The organism is Actinoalloteichus spitiensis RMV-1378 (assembly GCF_000239155.1).
GTDB classification, from domain to species: Bacteria; Actinomycetota; Actinomycetes; order Mycobacteriales; family Pseudonocardiaceae; genus Actinoalloteichus_B; species Actinoalloteichus_B spitiensis.
This window is the reverse complement of sequence record NZ_AGVX02000224.1, coordinates 1-14,528: the sequence shown is the minus strand read 5'-3', so window position 1 is coordinate 14,528 and position 14,528 is coordinate 1. Positions and strand designations below refer to the sequence as shown.

The 14,528-nt window shown below is 73.5% G+C and carries 15 protein-coding genes; 3 read left to right on the top strand and 12 right to left on the bottom strand.

Annotated elements, in window-relative coordinates; all coding sequences use genetic code 11:
- Both smc and ACTIDRAF_RS0211400 read right to left on the bottom strand, forming a co-directional pair.
- Positions 1 to 2,478: chromosome segregation protein SMC (smc, locus tag ACTIDRAF_RS0211410; protein WP_016698872.1), on the bottom strand; the 2,478-nt coding region annotated here is incomplete at its 3' end.
- Between the two features lie 438 nt (positions 2,479 to 2,916).
- On the bottom strand, positions 2,917 to 3,216 hold the full coding sequence (locus tag ACTIDRAF_RS0211400) for an acylphosphatase (protein WP_026066000.1): 300 nt from the start codon (positions 3,214 to 3,216) through the stop codon (positions 2,917 to 2,919).
- A 106-nt stretch (positions 3,217 to 3,322) separates the two neighbouring features.
- On the opposite strand from ACTIDRAF_RS0211400, the gene ACTIDRAF_RS34915 reads away from it, so the two are divergent.
- A complete protein-coding gene (locus ACTIDRAF_RS34915) occupies positions 3,323 to 4,105 on the top strand; it encodes a CAP domain-containing protein (RefSeq protein ID WP_245533505.1) in 783 nt (260 codons plus the stop codon).
- Positions 4,106 to 4,108: 3 nt separating this feature from the next.
- Positions 4,109 to 4,765: a hypothetical protein gene (locus tag ACTIDRAF_RS0211390; RefSeq protein ID WP_016698868.1), complete on the top strand. Its 657-nt coding sequence runs from the start codon at positions 4,109 to 4,111 to the stop codon at positions 4,763 to 4,765.
- A gap of 192 nt (positions 4,766 to 4,957) precedes the next feature.
- On the opposite strand, the gene ACTIDRAF_RS0211385 is transcribed toward ACTIDRAF_RS0211390, so the two are convergent.
- The 7 genes from ACTIDRAF_RS0211385 to ACTIDRAF_RS28375 all read right to left on the bottom strand — a co-directional run bounded on the left by ACTIDRAF_RS0211385 (position 4,958) and on the right by ACTIDRAF_RS28375 (position 10,546).
- Entirely contained in the window at positions 4,958 to 6,526 is a 1,569-nt protein-coding gene (locus tag ACTIDRAF_RS0211385) for a hypothetical protein (RefSeq protein WP_157162983.1), read from the bottom strand.
- A gap of 2 nt (positions 6,527 to 6,528) precedes the next feature.
- Positions 6,529 to 6,849: a PadR family transcriptional regulator gene (locus ACTIDRAF_RS0211380; RefSeq protein ID WP_016698866.1), complete on the bottom strand. Its 321-nt coding sequence runs from the start codon at positions 6,847 to 6,849 to the stop codon at positions 6,529 to 6,531.
- Between the two features lie 217 nt (positions 6,850 to 7,066).
- Entirely contained in the window at positions 7,067 to 7,987 is a 921-nt protein-coding gene (mutM, locus tag ACTIDRAF_RS0211375) for a bifunctional DNA-formamidopyrimidine glycosylase/DNA-(apurinic or apyrimidinic site) lyase (protein ID WP_016698865.1), read from the bottom strand.
- Between the two features lie 44 nt (positions 7,988 to 8,031).
- Positions 8,032 to 8,796 carry a ribonuclease III gene (gene rnc, locus ACTIDRAF_RS0211370; protein WP_026065999.1) on the bottom strand — a complete coding sequence of 255 codons (765 nt, stop codon included), beginning with the start codon at positions 8,794 to 8,796 and terminating at the stop codon, positions 8,032 to 8,034.
- Between the two features lie 25 nt (positions 8,797 to 8,821).
- Complete coding sequence (gene rpmF, locus ACTIDRAF_RS0211365) at positions 8,822 to 9,004, bottom strand: 50S ribosomal protein L32 (RefSeq protein ID WP_016698863.1); 183 nt, start codon at positions 9,002 to 9,004, stop codon at positions 8,822 to 8,824.
- A gap of 2 nt (positions 9,005 to 9,006) precedes the next feature.
- Complete coding sequence (locus tag ACTIDRAF_RS0211360; RefSeq protein WP_052168784.1) at positions 9,007 to 9,603, bottom strand: YceD family protein; 597 nt, start codon at positions 9,601 to 9,603, stop codon at positions 9,007 to 9,009.
- A 187-nt stretch (positions 9,604 to 9,790) separates the two neighbouring features.
- On the bottom strand, positions 9,791 to 10,546 hold the full coding sequence (locus tag ACTIDRAF_RS28375) for a DivIVA domain-containing protein (RefSeq protein ID WP_016698861.1): 756 nt from the start codon (positions 10,544 to 10,546) through the stop codon (positions 9,791 to 9,793).
- A 172-nt stretch (positions 10,547 to 10,718) separates the two neighbouring features.
- Here ACTIDRAF_RS28375 and ACTIDRAF_RS0211350 point away from each other — a divergent pair, with 172 nt between their 5' ends.
- Positions 10,719 to 11,204, top strand: a complete 486-nt coding sequence (locus tag ACTIDRAF_RS0211350) for a GNAT family N-acetyltransferase (protein ID WP_157162984.1) — start codon at positions 10,719 to 10,721, stop codon at positions 11,202 to 11,204.
- Between the two features lie 168 nt (positions 11,205 to 11,372).
- Here ACTIDRAF_RS0211350 and coaD read toward each other — a convergent pair whose 3' ends face one another.
- The 3 genes from coaD to ACTIDRAF_RS0211335 all read right to left on the bottom strand — a co-directional run.
- A complete protein-coding gene (gene coaD / locus ACTIDRAF_RS0211345) occupies positions 11,373 to 11,867 on the bottom strand; it encodes a pantetheine-phosphate adenylyltransferase (RefSeq protein ID WP_026065997.1) in 495 nt (164 codons plus the stop codon).
- A gap of 135 nt (positions 11,868 to 12,002) precedes the next feature.
- Positions 12,003 to 12,563 (bottom strand): 16S rRNA (guanine(966)-N(2))-methyltransferase RsmD, encoded by a 561-nt coding sequence (gene rsmD / locus ACTIDRAF_RS0211340; RefSeq protein WP_016698858.1) that lies wholly within the window; start codon positions 12,561 to 12,563, stop codon positions 12,003 to 12,005.
- A gap of 78 nt (positions 12,564 to 12,641) precedes the next feature.
- Positions 12,642 to 14,528, bottom strand: a 1,887-nt coding sequence (locus ACTIDRAF_RS0211335) for a pyruvate carboxylase subunit B (protein ID WP_016698857.1), incomplete at its 5' end; no start/stop codon positions are given.

Below are 14,528 nucleotides of genomic sequence, written 5' to 3'. Positions count from 1 at the left end.
GGCCTCCCGCTCCGCACGGGCGGCGCGGCGCAGCTGGTCGGCCTTGCCCTGCACGGACCGGGCTCGCTCCTCGGCCGTGCGGAGGGCGAGCCGCGCGTCCAGTTCGACCTCGCGAGCCTCGGCCAGGCGCCGGGCCGCCGCATCGCGTTCCTCGGTGTCCGGCTCCTCGGCATCGGGTTCGTCCCGCGCCGAGGACAGCCGCCGTTCCAACTCCTCCAGGTCGCGCAGCGCGTCGCGGCGCGCCTGGTCGGTCTTGTCCCGCTGCGCCGTCAACCGGCTGACCTCCGCCTGCGCCGAGGACGCCGCCTGGCGCAGCCGGTTCAGCCGCTCCCCACCGCGAGCCCGGTGCACGCGGGCCTCGTTGACCGCCTCCTGGCTGGCCCTGACCTGGTCGCGGGCCGCCTGCTCCGCCTCCCTCGCCTCCGCGAGGGCGGAGGTGGCCTGATCCGCCCGCTCGACGGCCGCTTCCCGCTCCCGACGTGCCTCGTCCAGCGCCGCCTGCACCTCGATGACGCTCTGGTCCCGTTCCGAGCCGCCGCTCGCCCAGTTGGCTCCCAGGACGTCGCCCTCCGCGGTGACGGCGGTCAGTCCGGGCAGCGCGTCGAGCACCGCCCTGGCCGTGGGCAGATCAGCCACCACCACCACGTCGCGCAACGCGTGTTCCAGCGCGGGCCGCAGCGGTTCGGGCGCCCGGACCCGGTCGGCCGCCCAGCTGGCCCCGGCCGGCAGCGCCGGTCGCGGGGGTGGCTCGGCACGTGGCCCGTCGGCCAGCAGGAGCCCGGCCCGTCCGGCGTCCTCCGCCTTGAGCAGCCGCAACGCCTCCAGTGCCTCCTCGCGGCCCGCCATCGCGACCGCGTCGGCCACCGGGCCCAGCGCCGCGGCCAACGCGACCTCGGCCCCGCTGTCCACGGTGAGCAGCGATGCCACCGAACCGAGGAGCCCGGGGACGCGGTCGGCTGCGGCCAGGAGGGCACCGGCCCCGTCCTTGCGCCGGAGGCCGAGCGACAGCGCCTCGACCCTGGCCTGCCAGGAGGCGACCTCACGTTCGGCCGCCCTCTCCTGGGACACGAGTTCGGCCACCCGGTCCCGGGCCCGCTGGCGCGCTTCCGCCGCCTCGGCGGCCCGGTCGGTGAGCTCCCGTTGGTCCAGGGCCGCGACGTCCTCGGAGGACTCGTGCTCGGCGTACTCGGCGGCGGCGAGCTCCGCGCGCTCGACGGCCTCCTCCAGGGCGTCGGAGAGCCGGCCGAGCTCCTCCGTGGTGTCCCCGACCTTCCCCCGGAGCGCGTCCACCCGGCCGCTGAGCCGGGCCAGCCCCTCCCTGCGGTCCGACACCGCGCGGACGGCGGCCAGGTGCGCGCGCTCGGCCGCCTTCACCTCGGCCTCCAGGTCGGACCGCACCAGCTCGGTCTCGGCCATCCTGGTGCGCGCCTCGACGACCTCCTCCCGCAGCTGCTCCTCCAGCTCCGAGGTCCGCTCGGCCTCGGCCTCCAGTTCCTCCGGGTCCCGGCCCGGGCGCTGGTCACCGCTGGCGGCGGACAGGTGCCGCAGCCGCTCCTGGGCCAGGCGCACGGTGCCGCGCAGCCGCTCGTCGAGTGCGGAGAGCTGGTACCAGGTGTCCTGCGCGCGGGTGAGGCGCGGGACGTCGGCGGCCAGTTGTTCCTCGAGCTGGGTCTGCTCCGCCTGCGCGTCCTGGAGCATCCGCTCCACCTCGGACCTGCGGTCGCGGACGGCGGCCTCGTCCTGCTCGTCCCTGGCCAGCTCGGCGCGGGCGGTGACGAGGTCGTCGGCGACCAGCCGGAGCCGGGCGTCCCGGAGCTCGGCCTGGACGGTCTGGGCCCGGCGAGCGATCTCGGCCTGCTTCCCCAGCGGCTTGAGCTGCCGGCGGAGTTCGCTGGTCAGGTCGGTGAGCCTGGTGAGGTTGGCCTGCATGGCGTCGAGTTTCCGCAGCGCCTTCTCCTTGCGCTTGCGGTGCTTGAGGACGCCCGCCGCCTCCTCGATGAAACCCCGCCGTTCCTCCGGCTTGGACTCCAGGATCGACGACAGCTGCCCCTGGCCGACGATCACGTGCATCTCCCGCCCGATGCCGGAGTCGGAGAGCAGCTCCTGGATGTCGAGCAGCCGGCAGGCGTCGCCGTTGATCTCGTACTCGGTCGCGCCCTCGCGGAACATCCGGCGGGTGATGGACACCTCGGTGTACTCGATCGGCAGCGCCCCGTCGGAGTTGTCGATCGTGAGCGTCACCTCGGCTCGGCCCAGCGGAGGTCGACCGGAGGTGCCCGCGAAGATGACGTCCTGCATCGTCGCCCCGCGCAGGGCCTTCGCGCCCTTCTCCCCCATCACCCAGGTCAACGCGTCGAGCACGTTGGACTTCCCGGACCCGTTGGGACCGACGACGCAGGTGATCCCGGGTTCGAACCGCAGGGTGGTGGCCGAGGCGAAGGACTTGAAGCCCTTCAGCGTCAGGCTCTTCAGATGCACGGGGAAACGGACCTCTCGATCGCCACCGGGAAGCTGGGGCGTCGGCGCGCCCTGCTCGTCACGAGGCCGGCCTCGCGCCGGCCCCGGCGGAGGGGAGCGGGCGGCCGGTCGTCGACGGCCACCGCGGGAGTGCCCTTCCTGGACGCCTCACCCGCGCCGACCTCGCGGAGCGACCACGCGTCATCGGTCGTGGCGCGGGTCGTCACCGCGCTGCGAGCATACCCACTGGGCCCGAGGTCAGCGCCGCCGAACGGGCCCCGCCCGGCTCGGCGGCGGCGGTCGGAGGACGTGGTTCCACTGTCGGGCGTCCGCCGGACGGTTGAGCACGAACGCGGTGCGCGGTCGCCGCCTGCGTTCCTCCGCGCTGGGTCGGCGGGCTGCTCCGCCGGCGGCGGCGCTCCCGTGAGGGGCACCGCCCGGGATGGGACATCACGCGGCTCAGTCCCGTTCCGCCCGTTCCTCGAAGCCGGTGAACTCGCCCGTCGCCTCCCCCCAGCGCACCACCACCGTGTCCACCGTGCCGGGCGTCGCGTCGGAGCGCAGCAGTGCGAGCAGGCGGCCGGCGGCGTCCCTGGCCCCCTCGGCGACGACCGCCACCCGACCGTCCGCGAGGTTGGTCGCGTGGCCGGTCAGCCCCAGTTCCAACGCCCGGCACCTCGTCCACCACCGGAAACCGACGCCCTGCACCCGGCCGGCCGCCCACGCGTTGAGCCGAACGGCGTCCTCCGTGTCCCGCATCCTGTCCACCCCCGACATGCTGCCTGATCGAGTCCACCCGAACCGGGTGGAGTAGGCGACGCTGAGTCACTGCGTGGTTGCCTCATCCGTGGTACCGTCCCTGCCCGTGATCGGGCCACCGAGCAGACGCGGCGCCAGCACCACCGCCGGTCTGGTCGCTCTCGCGATCGGCGCACTCACCGCGGGAGCGCTGTCCCTCCCCCCGCTGTTGGTCGGCGAAGGGGACGGCGAGGCAGCCGGACCCGACGTCGCCGCCTTAGGCACGGCCGGGCCGCCGGCGGGCACCCCCTCCCCCGCTCCCACCTCCTCGGCGGGACGCGAGCCCAGCGCGGAGCCGTCCACTCCGCCCAGTAGCGCGCCGGCGAGCCAGGAGCCGGACGACGCGCCGGCCACGGCGGAGGACGGGGAGACCACCGGGGCCACCCCCGAGCCCCCGTCACCTCCTCCCGTCGAGGAGCCGACCACCCCGCCGGTGGTGGAGCGACCACCCGAGCCGGAGCGTCCGGCGGCACCCGGCGGTGGACCGCAGGTCGCGGCGGTGGTCGACCTGGTCAACGAGGCCCGGCGGGAAGCCGGCTGCGCCAGCGTCCAGGCGGATCACCGGCTCGTCGCCGCGGCGCAGCGGCACAGCGAGGACATGGCCCGTCAGAGCTACTTCTCGCACTCCTCCCCAGACGGTCGTGGTTTCGTGGAGCGGGCGAACGAGGCGGGGTACCCCCGCGCTGCGGGCGAGAACATCGCGATGGGGGCTCGCGACGCCAGGCAGGTCATGGACATGTGGATGGAGTCGCCGGGCCACCGGCAGAACATCCTGAACTGCTCGGTGGTCGCCATCGGAGTCGGCCTGGACACCGACGGTTGGTACTGGACCCAGGTTTTCGGAGGATGACGCTTGTCCACTCCCACTGAGGACGAGGAGCGGCCGACCGCCGCTCCCAAGGTGCTCCTGGCCGCGGTCGGCGTGGTCACCGCGACCGCCTTCGCGACCATCGCCGCGCTCGGTTCGGACTCCGGCCAGCTGGCCGAGCCCGAGCCCGTCAACCGCCAGGACGTCGTCGTGCGCAGCGACTTCCCCCAGCCGTCCGTACCGCCCTCGCCGACGCCGAGCCGGAGCTCCGCGCCCTCGGTGCCGCCGTCGTCGTCTCCGAGCGGCTCGGCAGTTCCCTCGACCGTGGAAGCCCCGGCCAACACCCAGGACGAGACGGGGGTGGGCGAGCCCGGTGGCGCCGAGGCCGACACCGGCCGCGAACCGGGCGCCCCCCACCAGCCGGCGCCCAACCCTCCGCCGGGCACCGGCGGGTCGGGTTCGAGCAACCCCGCCCCCACGAACCCGGAGCCCAGCAACCCGGACACGAGTGACCCGGGCACCGGTCCCCCGCCGGAGGAGCCCCCTGGGGACGGCGATGGTGGCAGCCCCGGTGGTGGTGATGATGAGAGCGGGCCATCCGAATCGTCGGACCCCGGTACTCCCAGCAGCAGTGGGGCGAGCCTTCCCGCCCTGAGCACCGGCCCCGCGGCTCCGGGGGTCGACGGCCCCGACGGGCACTGACCCGAGCGGGACATCCGGGGTCACGGGCCCCCACCCTGGTCGAGGGCGGGGCCGGTTCGCGCCCCGATGACCGGTGGCCCGGCGCCGCCCCTGCACCACCCGTGGCAAGGGCGGTGCAGGGCGGTCCCAGAACGGTCCGCCCCCACCGTGGTGGTCGCTCCGCCGGTGGCAGGGAGGCCCGGGGGTCGTGGATCAGGTCGCGGCGGGGCGGACCGGGTCCGCCTCCACGCCCGCCACCGGATCGGAACGGTCCTCCGTGCCGGAGCCAGCGCGCCGCTCCTCCTCGACCCCGGCGGGCTGGTCGGGCCTCTGTCCCCGCTCCCCCGGTTCCGTCCGGTCCTGCTGGTCCCGGTCGGCGTCCGGGCTTCCCTCCCGCTCCTCGTCCCGCTGGCCATCCTCAGGCCGGGTGTCACCGGAGCCGGGCCCCTGGGACACGCCGTCCTCGGGCTGGACGTCCTCGGGCACCGGCACATAGGGCAGGTCGGGGATGACGGCGGCCGGACGGCGAACGGGGTGTTCGACGCACTCACCGTCGGTGGTGACCTCCACGTGCGGGCGCGGGTAGGCGTTGTCCCTGGCGTGCTCGCGCCAGGGGTTCCCAGCGCAGTACTCGCGAGCGAGCTCGAGGGGCTGCCCCGACTCGTCGAACAGGTACACCTCGTCCAGCAGCTCACCGTTCCGGTCGAAGGGCAGGATGTTGGTCGGGGCGACAGGCCACCCGCCGTCATCGTGGTGGCTGGTGTACTGGATCGGCGCGCTGACCGCCGGCTGGGGGGCGCCCACCGCGAGCAGGCCGCCGAGCAGTCCGACCGCGAGCCCGTTGAGCGGCACCGCCACCCAGCAGAACCGGCGGTCCCGCCGGGAGCGCTCACCCAACCACACCGACAACGGCAACAGCAGCACCGCGCCCATCGCGACGCCCAGCGCGCCGCCATCCGCCAGTACCGCCAACGCCCAGCTCACGATGACGGCGCGGGCCACCCACCACCCTGGTTGCAGGCGTGCCGCGAAGGTGACGGCGGATGCGGGGGTGGACGAGGCCACGCTCCGCAGGGCACGGGCTCCGCTCTGGAACGCGCCCGTGCCGCGGACCAGGCTCACCTCGGCGTCCTGCCGCGCCAGCCAGGGGGCCGGGAGCACCGCGAGCACGGCGGCCACCGAGAGCAGGGTCCCCATCCGCTCCCAGTCACCCGGCCCGGCGATGCCCGCTCCCACCGCCACCAGGGTGGCGGCCGCCCCTGCCAGCAGCGCAAACAACGGCGGGGACACCGGCGTCGGTGGCTCCTCCGAGCTGGACCCGTCACCTCCTTCGCGCTGGCGGCCAAGGGCGATCCGACCGCCCACGACCGCCAGGACGACCAGGAGGGACACCACCGAGAAGAACAGGAGACTCCGGGGCATCGTGAAGCCACCCGTCACCACCAGCAAGAAGACGGCGACGAGCCCGCCGACCAGTACACCGGCGGAGGCCAGCACGTTCTTGACCAGCGACCGCTTCGGTGGTCGTGTCGCGTCCTCGACGGCGGAGCCGTACCCGACCGCCGACCGCAGCTCCCGTACGTAGTGCTCCGGCGGCCCCAGCCGTGCCTCCAGGCCGGCCTCGTCGAGATCGGGCCCCAGCTCGGCGACGACCTCGACGAGGTTGAGTTCGACGTCCTCGAGGATGTCCTCGGCCTCCGGCCCCGGCATGTCGCGGAGGCCCGCCGCGACCCGGTCGCGGTAGGCCAGGGCCACGGGCGGCAGGTCTGTCCTCACTGACACGCTCATTCCTCCTCGACCAGTCGTGTCATGATCCCGGCGAAGTCCCGCCAGGTCGCGGCCGACTCCTCCAGCCGGGTTCGTCCGGCGGCGTTCAGGCTGTAGTACTTCCGGTGCGGTCCCTCATCACTGGGAACGACGTACGAGGTCAACAGCCCGGCCTGGTAGAGGCGCCGCAGCGTCCCGTAGACCGACGCGTCCCCCAGCTCGGTGAGACCGGCCGCGCGCAGCCGGCGCAGGACCTCGTAGCCGTACCCGTCGTCGCCGCGCAGCGCGGCGAGCACCGCGAGATCCAGGACACCCCGGAGCAGCTGACTCGTATCCACGGACCCACCTCCGCCCCGGACACTACCACGCACCGCGTAGTAGTACCCGCGACTGGTCACCACGTCCCCATCTCAGCGCCACCCCCCGGCGGCGGAGCACGACCGCACCGGCTCGGGCGAGGGCAGGTCCGGCTCACGGGTGGTGGGAGGCCCGGTCGCCCACGGGCACGGCGAGACCGGGAACCAGAACACCCCCGCCGTCGCCCCGGGGCTCGCGTCAGAAGTGCGCGTCCGCTGGCACCGGCTGGCAGGCCGGGCAGGAGAAGGAGGAGCGGTTCATGAACGGGTCACGGCGCACGGCGGTGCCACACCGGCGGCAGGGGCGGTCCTCCTGCCCGTACACCGCCAGGGTCCGGTCGAAGTACCCCGACTCGCCGTTGACGTTGACGTACAACGCGTCGAAGGAGGTACCGCCGGCGGCCAGCGCATCCCGCATGACCCGCGCCGCCTCGTCCAGCACCCGACGGCACTCGGCGGCGGACAGCGTCGAGGTCGGCCGCGCCCAGTGCAGCCCCGCCCGCCACAACGCCTCGTCCGCGTAGATGTTGCCCACACCCGACACCAGCGTCTGGTCGAGCAGGGCGCGCTTGATCCCGGTACGACGACGTCGGATCGCGGCCACGGCCGCGTCGAGGTCGAAGAGGGGGTCCATCGGGTCCCGCCCGATGTGCGACACCGGTACCGGAAGGGCCTCACCGTCCACGGAGACCGTCTCGGCGAGGAAGAGCCCGCCGAACGTCCGCTGGTCGACGAAACGCAGTTCCGGGCCGCCGTCGGCGAAGCGGAACCGGACGCGGAGGTGCTTCTCGTCCGGGGCGGTCCGGTCCTTGACCAACAGCTGCCCGCTCATCCCGAGGTGGACCAGCATCGCGGTGGTGGCCTCGGCCGGGACGGCGGTCCCCGCGAACTCCGACCCGGTCGCCGGGTCGGCTTCGTCCAGTTCCAGCCACAGGTACTTCCCACGCCGCCTCGCGGCTGCGAGCCCCGCACCGGTGAGCCGCCCCTCGAAGTCCGCTGGCCCGGGGAGGTGCCGGCGGACGGCCCTCGGGTGGAGGACCTCGACCTCGGACACCCGGCGCCCGACCGCGTGCTCGGCGACACCCCGTCGGACGACCTCCACCTCGGGCAGCTCTGGCACGCCACATCTCCCGGTCCCGGACGGCGACACCGCCGGACCGGCGGTCAGTCCCCGTCGGTCGGCGCGGCGCCGGCGCCCTCGTCCTCGCCGCGCAGCTGCTCCGAGAGCAACCGCCACGCGGCCTCGGCCGAGCGCTGCTCGGCTTCCTTCTTGGTGCGGCCCACGCCACTACCTGACGTTCTCCCGCCCACCAGCACGGTGGCGGTGAACTCCTTGCGGTGGTCCGGGCCCTCCTCCTCGACGCGGTACTCGGGCACCCCGAGCCCCGCCGCGGCGGTCAGCTCCTGGAGGCTGGTCTTCCAGTCCAGGCCGGCGCCGCGCAGCGGTGCCTCCGCGAGCAACTGGTCGAACATGCGGTGCACGGTCTGCCGGGCGACCTCGATGCCGTGCTGCAGGTACACCGCGCCCAACACCGCCTCCAGGCCGTCGGCCAGGATGCTCGCCTTGTCGCGCCCGCCGGTCAGCTCCTCGCCCCGGCCGAGCAGCAGGTGGGCACCAAGCCCGCCCTCGCCCAACTGCCGGGCCACGCTGGCCAGGGCCTGCATGTTGACCACGCTCGCCCGCAGTTTCGCCAGTTGCCCCTCGGGCAGCTCGGGATGCCTGCGGTAGAGGTGGTCGGTGATCACCAGTCCGAGCACCGCGTCACCCAGGAACTCCAGCCGCTCGTTCGGCGGCAGCCCCCCGTTCTCGTAGGCGTACGACCGGTGCGTCAGAGCAAGCGTCAACAGCTCGGCGTCGAGCTCGACGCCGAGCGCGTTCAACAGCAGGGCTGGGTCCACCGACCGGCCCCTGTCTGCCTTTCCCCCCACGAACTACTCGTCGGCTGACGGGCGGTCAGGCCGGACGAGCGACCTGACGGCCGTCGTAGGTGCCACATTCGGGGCAGACGACGTGCGGCAGCTTCGGCTGACGGCAGGTGCGGTTGGAGCAGGCGACCAGGGTCGGCGCGGTGGTCTTCCACTGGGCGCGACGGGAGCGCGTGTTGGACCGCGACATCTTGCGCTTCGGGACGGCCACGGCTAGTTCTCCTCTGGTTTGTCTTCTTGGCCGCTGGTCCGCTCCAGCAGAGCGGCCCAGCGAGGGTCAATCGTCTCATGGCGGTGGCCGGGCTCGAGTTCGGCCCATCTCCGACCGCATTCCACGCACAGACCCTGGCAGGTCTCCGCGCACAGCGGAGAGGATGGTAGCGAAAGCAGCAGCGCGTCCCGGACGACGGGTTCCAGGTCGACGAGCTCGTCCACCATGCGGGAGACCTCGTCGGGGTCCGTGCTCTGTTCGGTGGCGCTGTCCGGGTAGGCGAACAGCTCGGTGATCTCCACCTCGGCCGAGTCCTCGATCGGCTCCAGGCACCGCGAGCACTCACCGGTCAACGGCGCGCTGGCGGTCCCCGCGACCAGCACGCCCTCCATCACGGAGTCGACACGCACGTCGAGGGTGATCTCCTCGCCCCTCGGAACCCCGATCATGTCGAGCGAGAAGCCGTCCGGCGCGGGGATGGAGCGGTGGTAGCGCCGGCTCATGCCGGGGCGTCGACCGACGTCGCGCGTGTCGATCACCCAGGGGCCGGTGGGCAGCGCACCTCCGGAGGAGGAACGGGATACGGGATTCTGCGACATAGTGGTTGCCATCATGCACGTAGTCGGGTCGGGTCGGTTGCCGACCGTCCAGGGTACCGCCGCCAGGGCTTCCGGTACCAGGTGCGGGGCGCACGGGACGACCTGGTGACCGGAGCCACCGGCCCGGTCCCACGCCCGGTCGGTCCCGTGGCGGGCGCCGGGAGGTCGGCGCGGCGCCGGGGACGCGTCAGTTCGAGACCGTGGGCGCGTTCTGCTCCCAGTCGGACGGCCCCCGGTCCCAGTCGCCGTAGTCGAAGCTGGTGCGTGAGGGAGCCCGCAGCTGCTGGCGCCCCTTGCCGACCGTCCGCAGGGTCCGGTTGAGGAGTTCCTCGAAGTCGGCGAGCTTGGCGTCGACGTAGGCGTCGCACTCCGACCGCAGGCGTTCCGCCTCGGTGTTCGCCCGGTCCACGATCTGCGTCGACTCGACGTGCGCCGCGTGCACGACCTCGGTCTGGGACACCAGCCGGGCCTGCTCGGCCTGCCCTTCGGACACCGCCTGCTCGTAGGCGGCCCGGCCCGCCTGGATCATCCGGTCGGCCTCCGACCGGGCCCGGGCCACGTACTCCTCGTACTCGTGGTTGCCGGCCTTGACCACCATGTCGGACTCGGAGTGGGCCTCGGCGAGCATCCGTTCCGCCCGCATCCGGGCCTCGGTGACGAGGCGGTCGGCCTCGGCCCGGGCCTCGGCGAGGGTCTGCTCGGCCTCGGCCCTGGCGGTCTCCACCGACTGCTGGGCGCCCTGGGTGGCCTCGTTGACGATCTGGTCGCGGTGGTCGAGAACGTCCTGCGCGTCGTCGAGCTCGTTCGGCAGGGCGTCCCTGACCTCGTCGAGCAGTTCGAGAACGTCACCACGGGGCACGACACATCCCGAGGTCATGGGGACACCGCGAGCGTCCTCGACGATCGTCACCAACTCGTCGAGCGACTCGAACACCCGGTACACGTCTGTCTTCTCCCCAGCGACCCAGTCTGTGATCCAGCGTCCAGTCTGCCCCGACAGGACGCGGATGTCAGGGATGTCGCCGGGAATGCGCGTGTCCGATACCGTCCTACCGCCCGAACGGAGCAGTCAGCCGGGCTCGGAGAACCGCTTCGGCGACGAGGAGGAGGACGGCATGGCACCGTCGGCACCCGCCCCACCCCCGGCCACGCCGCGGGTGGTGTTCCGCCGGGCCCGGAGCGAGGACCTGCCGGCGATCGTCCACCTCCTGGCCGACGACGAACTCGGTGCGGGCAGGGAGGATCCGGGGCACCCCGCCTACCGCGCCGCGTTCGAGGACATCGACGGCGACCCCCGGCAGCTCCTGGTGGTCGCCGAGCTCGAGGGCGAGGTCGTCGGCACCCTCCAGCTCACCATCATCAGCGGACTGTCCCGGCGGGCGGCGACCCGGGCCCAGATCGAGGCGGTGCGGGTGCGGGAGGACCAGCGGGGAGGGGGCCTGGGCAGGGCCCTGCTGGAGTGGGCGCTCGACCAGGCGCGGCAGCGGGGGGCGGTCCTCGCCCAGCTCACCACGGACGTCCGGCGGGTGGACGCGCTGCGCTTCTACGAACGGCTGGGTTTCCAGGTCAGCCACCACGGGCTGAAGTTCCCCCTGGCCTGACCCCCGCGAGGTCGGACACCTCGGCGACGTCGGGGTTCGCGAGCAGTGTCGTACCGGCGGCGACGCCACCGGTTCCCGCGCACGGCTCCGACCAGCACCCGGTCGTCGCCCGCGCCCCCGCCGCGCCGGTGGCCCCGGTCGGCGCGCCCCGGGCCGGGCGGTCCTCGACTAGTCGCGCTGCGCCGCCCGCTCGGCGAACCGTTCCCGGAGCCGGCGGTCGACGTTCGGCGGCACCAGCGGGGAGACGTCCCCGCCGTAGGTGGCCACCTCCTTGACCAGGGAGCTGGCCAGGAAGCTGTAGAGCGGGTTCGTGGGCATGAACAGGGTGTCGACCCCGGAGAGGCGCTGGTTCATCTGCGCCATCTGGAGCTCGTAGTCGAAGTCGCTGACCGCGCGCAGCCCCTTCACGATGGCCTTGATGTCGTGGTCCCGGCAGTAGTCGACCAGCAGACCGGGCCAGGAGTCGATCCTGACGTTCGGCCAACGCGCGGTCTCCTCGCGGAGCATCTCCATCCGCTCCTCCACGCTGAACAGGCGTTGCTTGCTCGTGTTGTAGAGGACCGCGACATAGACCTCGTCGAACAGCCCGGCGGCCCGTCCCACGATGTCCAGGTGGCCGTTGGTCACCGGGTCGTACGAGCCTGGGCAGACGGCACGTCTCATGCGCCGGACGCTAGCAGCAGGAACCCGGGAATCCCCCGTTCGCGAGCGCAGGGTGATTGGCATCACCCCCAGCGGGACGGGATGCTGGCCGGCGACCGGACCGACCGGAACCGGAGACGCCCGGGCTCCGGGCCCTCAGCCGTCCCGTTCCGCCCAGTACAGCACCGTGTCGCCGTACTTCGCGGTGCGGAGGGCGCGGTGGTCGGCCGGCCACTCGGGTTCGGGCGAACGCGCGGCGCGTTCGATGACGAGCAGCCCCTCGGGGACGACCCAGCCGCCGGCCGCGAGGGCTGCCAGGGTCGCGTTCAGGTCGCCGGGCGGGAGGTCGTAGGGCGGGTCGGCCAGGACGAGGTCGTAGCCCTCAGCCGGCCGACCAGCCACGGCCGCCGGCACGGTGCCCAGCACCACCTCCGACCGCGCCCGCAGCCCGAGGTCGGTGACGTTCCGCCGGAGCACGTCGGCCGCCCGCCGGTTGGCTTCCACGAAGGTGACGTGCTCCGCGCCCCGGGACAACGCCTCGAGCCCCAACGCACCGCTGCCCGCGTAGAGGTCGAGGACCCGGGCTCCCTCCAGCTCCATCCGGGCCACGAGCGCGCTGAACAGCGCCTCCCGCACCCGTTCCGAGGTGGGTCGGGTCCCCCTGGGCGGAACCGCGATCCGCCTGCCTCCGACTGTTCCGGCGACGATCCTGGTCACCGGCCCATCATCGCTGGGCGGGCCCGCCGGGTCCGGCCGGGGCCGGGCCGGGTTCGCCGGCTCCGGCCCCGCCGGCGGTCAGGACAGCTCGATCAGCAGGTCGCCCCCTTCGACCTGCTGCACTCCCCCGATGGCGAGACGACGTACCGTTCCCCCCTTCGGGGCGGTGATCCCGGCCTCCATCTTCATCGCCTCGATGGTCGCGACGGTCTGACCGGCCTCGACGGTGTCCCCCTCGGCGACCGAGACCGTCACGACCCCGGAGAAGGGCGCCGCGACGTGACCGGGATTCCCCCGGTCCGCCTTCTCCGCGGCGGGCACGTCGGAGGCGATGGACCGGTCCCGGACCTGGATGGGCCGCAGCTGCCCGTTCAGGGTGGCCATCACGGTCCGCATGCCGCGCTCGTCTGCCTCTCCGATCGCCTCCAAGTGGATGAACAGCCGAACTCCCCGTTCCAGGTCGACCGAGTACTCCTCGCCGGGGCGCAGGCCGTACAGGAAGTCCTTGGTCCGCAGGACGCTGGTGTCGCCGAACGCCTCGCGGTGCTGGACGAACTCCTTCGCCGGCCCGGGGAACAGCAGCCGGTTGAGCGTCGTCCTCGGGTCCGACTCCAACCCGGCCCGGTCCTCCTCGGTGAGCTCCACCACCGGTCGGGGCTCGGCGCGTCCCGCCAACGCCTTGCTCCGGAAGGGCTCCGGCCACCCACCGGGCGGATCGCCCAGTTCCCCGCGCAGGAACCCGACCACGGAGTCCGGGATGTCGAACCGCTGCGGATCGGCCTCGAACTCCGCCGGGTCGACGCCCGCGCCCACCAGGTGCAGGGCCAGGTCCCCGACCACTTTGGAGGAGGGGGTCACCTTGACCAGGTGGCCGAGGATCCGGTCGGCGGCGGCGTAGGTGGCCTCGATCTCCTCGAACCGGTCACCGAGTCCCAGGGCGATGGCCTGCTGGCGCAGGTTCGACAACTGCCCGCCCGGGATCTCGTGCCGGTACACCCGGCCCGTCGGGGACGGCAGCCCCGACTCGAAGGGCTGGTAGACGCGGCGGACAGCCTCCCAGTAGGGCTCCAGGTCGCAGACCGACCGCAGGTCGAGACCGGTCGACCGCTCCGTGTGGTCGGTCGCGGCGACGATGGCGGACAACGGGGGCTGGGAGGTGGTGCCCGCCATCGAGGCGGCGGCCCCGTCCACCGCGTCGACGCCGGCGTGGACGGCCGCCAGCAGGGTGGCGAGCTGCCCGCCCGGGGTGTCGTGGGTGTGCAGGTGCACCGGCAGGTCGAACTCGCGCCGCAACGCCGAGACCAGCGTCGCCGCCGCCGGGGGGCGCAGCAGACCAGCCATGTCCTTGACGGCGAGGACGTGCGCGCCGGCCGCCACGATCTGCTCGGCCAGCCGCAGGTAGTAGTCCAGGGTGTAGAGGCGCTCGCCGGGGTCCGAGAGGTCGCCGGTGTAGCAGAGCGCGACCTCGGCGACGGCGGAACCCGTCTCCCGGACCGCGTCGATCGCCGGCCGCATCTGGTCGACGTCGTTGAGCGCGTCGAACACCCGGAAGACGTCGATGCCGGTGGTGGCGGCCTCCCGCACGAAGGCGGTGGTCACGTCCGTGGGGTACGGCGTGTACCCCACGGTGTTCCGCCCCCGCAGCAGCATCTGGAGGCAGATGTTCGGCACGGCCTCCCGGAGCGCGGCCAGCCGTTCCCACGGGTCCTCGGAGAGGAACCGCAGTGCCACGTCGTAGGTGGCCCCGCCCCAGGCCTCCAGGGAGAGCAGCTGCGGGGTCATCCGGGCCACGTGCGGCGCGACGGCGACCAGGTCCCGGGTCCGGACCCGGGTGGCCAGCAACGACTGGTGCGCGTCCCGGAACGTCGTGTCGGTCACCGCGACCGCGTCCGAGGAGCGGAGCCAGCGCGCGAACCCGACCGGCCCCAGTTCCGCCAGCCGCTGCCGGGAACCGGGCGGGGCGGG

Bases quoted from the DNA above. Each gene is read 5' to 3' on its own strand.
- ACTIDRAF_RS0211400 (WP_026066000.1), bottom strand. From the start codon at position 3,216: ATGCGGGACACGGAGGACGCCGTTCGGCTCAACGCGTGGGCGGCCGGC.
- ACTIDRAF_RS0211360 (WP_052168784.1), bottom strand. From the start codon at position 9,603: ATGTCGCAGAATCCCGTATCCCGTTCCTCCTCCGGAGGTGCGCTGCCC.
- ACTIDRAF_RS0211350 (WP_157162984.1), top strand. From the start codon at position 10,719: ATGGCACCGTCGGCACCCGCCCCACCCCCGGCCACGCCGCGGGTGGTG.
- coaD (WP_026065997.1), bottom strand. From the start codon at position 11,867: ATGAGACGTGCCGTCTGCCCAGGCTCGTACGACCCGGTGACCAACGGC.